Source organism: Bacillota bacterium (assembly GCA_040754675.1).
Lineage (GTDB): Bacteria > Bacillota > Limnochordia > Limnochordales > Geochordaceae > Geochorda.
Genome location: JBFMCJ010000564.1, coordinates 1 through 2,567, shown reverse-complemented (window position 1 = coordinate 2,567; position 2,567 = coordinate 1). Strand labels below are relative to the sequence as shown.

4 protein-coding genes are annotated in these 2,567 nt (G+C 59.7%); all 4 read left to right on the top strand.

All coding sequences use genetic code 11. The annotated features are described in order from the left end of the window. Positions 1-506 (top strand): aldehyde ferredoxin oxidoreductase C-terminal domain-containing protein (locus AB1609_20890; GenBank protein MEW6048894.1); only part of this gene is annotated, 506 nt, incomplete at its 5' end. 90 nt (positions 507-596) lie between these two features. Then, on the top strand, positions 597-1,028 hold the full coding sequence (locus AB1609_20885; GenBank protein ID MEW6048893.1) for a cupin domain-containing protein: 432 nt from the start codon (positions 597-599) through the stop codon (positions 1,026-1,028). A 37-nt stretch (positions 1,029-1,065) separates the two neighbouring features. Further along, a complete protein-coding gene (locus AB1609_20880) occupies positions 1,066-1,731 on the top strand; it encodes a hypothetical protein (GenBank protein ID MEW6048892.1) in 666 nt (221 codons plus the stop codon). 121 nt (positions 1,732-1,852) lie between these two features. Beyond that, positions 1,853-2,567: leucyl aminopeptidase (locus tag AB1609_20875; protein MEW6048891.1), on the top strand; the 715-nt coding region annotated here is incomplete at its 3' end.

The following is a 2,567-nucleotide window of genomic DNA, read 5'->3' as shown; positions in this document are numbered from 1 at the left end:
GGCCCACGTTGGAGTATGACGCGCTGACCCCGCCCGGCGATTCTTCGGGCAAGGCGCGGGCTGTTGCCGAAACCCAGAAGATGTGTATGGTAGGGGACTCCCTGGTCCTGTGCAGGTTCGTCGAGCGGGTATACGGATACACCCTCACTTGGAACAGGGAATCAGGCCAGGCTGGGCGCAAGGCCGAGATGTACGTCGAGCCTCTGAGGCTTGCCACCGGGCTCGACTTTACCCTCGACCAGCTCGAGACGGTCGGGGAACGGATCTGGAACCTCATACGATGGTATAACCTCGCGTGCGGCATGACCTCCGCCGACTTGGACGTGCTTCCTCGAAGGCTCCTCGAGGAACGTATTCCTTCTGGGCCAAGCGAGGGAAAGGGGCTCACCAGGGCAGATCTCCGGCGCATGCTGGGAGAGTATTATGCCTACGTGGGCTGGGATGATTCGGGGCGGCCGAAGCCCGAGACCTTAAGCCGCCTCGGGTTGCGCGGCAACCTCGCTTGAAAACGTACCGGCTGTTTTCCTCCTGAAGAGGCGAGGACGAGCCCTTGCGGGCGCCTGCCTATGATTCTTGCAAATTCGGGGGGTTGAAGCGTGGAAAGACCATACAAGTACATTATCAAGCCCGGGTGGCCGGGAGAAACGATGTGCTTCAAGGCACCTCACAAGAACGAAGTGCTGAGGGTATTGTTCGACCCCTCCACGACCGGAACGAAGCGGATGAGCGTTTGGCTTACTACGTTCGAGCCTGGAAAAGGGCCGGGGCTTCATACCCACCCGGAGCCCCACGAAGAGCTGTTATTCGTGCTGAGCGGCAAGGGCACCGAGCGTGTTGGAGAAGAAGTGAGAGAGGTCCGGGCTGGAGATGCAGTGTTCATCCCCCCAAACACCCCGCACGAAATAGTGAATACCGGCGATGACCTTCTCACCCTTCTGGTGGTCGCAGCGCCGCCCGGCCCCATCGAACAGGAACTTTACGTCCACCGTCTGAATAAAGTGGTGCCTACCCTGCATGTTGAGTTCTAGTCTATCCGGAATGACGGATGACTGGAGGTATCGTGACATGGCCATAGCCGGGTTGTTGGAGCCTCAAGTGGTGGAGCGTTTCAGGAGAATGTACGTAGGGCTCATCGTGGATGCGTGCGACCACCTTATAGGTGTAAGCTCAAGACGGTTTATGGACCCTGCAATACGGCCGATACATAAGGCGACGAAGATCGTCGGACAGGCTTATACCGTCTTGCAGGCGCCGGCACGGCGGGGGACCGGCCTTGCGGGGACGTTCGAAGCCGCCGAGGTGGCAAGCCCGGGACAGGTCATCGTGGTCGCGGGCGGCATGGACGAGGTGGCAATGTGGGGGGAGATGCTGTCAATACGCTGTAAGTATAGGGGGATAGAGGGTGCAGTGGTGGACGGTGGCTGTCGCGACGTCCCGTTCATAGAGGACATTGGCTTCCCCGTTTTCTTTCGCACCTTTGCGCCAACCTCTGCCCAGCCTAGAGTAGATACTATTGCCCACGGGGTGCCGGTCGAGTGCGGCGGCGTGCTGGTGGAGCCGGGTGACCTGGTATTCGGTGATGTGGACGGAATATGCGTGGTGCCCCGGAGTCAGATCCTCGACGTGCTCGCGTTTTGCGAAGAAAAGGCGGCCGAAGAAGAAGAGGTTCGGAACCGGCTTCGCTCTGGGAATTCGTTTTACGAGATCTCCAAAGACTTTAAGGTTTTATAGGCTAACGAGGAAAATGCTCAACTGCGTCGAATAGTACTTGGTGATGTTTGTGGTAGGACAATGATACCACGTGGGCAGAGCGGAGGGCGGTTCAGTCTATGCCTGCAGGAGGTTGATCCAGTTGTCTCAGTGCCGGTGGCCCATAAGTTACCTTCACTACGTCCCGGGAACCTCGAGTTACATCGAGATGATGCGCGGCGCGATGAAGGTGGTGTCCGAATGCGCCGCAGTCAAGCCGGGCGAGAAGGTGGTCATATCGACGGACACCAACAAGCTCAGGATAGCCGAGGCGCTTGCGGCCGCGACCTTAGCGGTGGGGGGTGTTCCGGTCATAGTGATGATAACGCCCCCAGGAGTCCATGGCGCTCAACCCCCAAAGCCAGTGGTGGCCGCTTGCAGGGAATCAGACGTCTTTTTCCTGCCGACTACTTTTTCACAGACCCACACGGATGCGAGGACCGAAGCTATAAAGCGGGGGGCCAGAGGGGCCACCATGTGCGAAGTTACTGAGGATGCCCTTTGCGTCGGGGCGGCCCTCGGGGACTTCGTCGATTGTGACAGGCGCGGCCGGGCGCTAGGGGCAATCCTCGCGAAAAGCCGGGAGGTGAGGATCACCACTCCCGCCGGCACGGATATACGGGGGATCGTGGAAGGCAGGCCTGTCCAGTACGAAACGGGACTCTTCCGGGAGCCGGGCCAGTTCGCAGCCTTCCCGGATAGCGAGATCAACATCTCCCCCGTGGAGGGAACGGCGGAAGGGGTGGTGGTCGCCGACGTCCGGGTGATGAGCGTTGGCGTAACCCTCTTTGACCCGGTGAAGATCGTGGTGAGGGGCG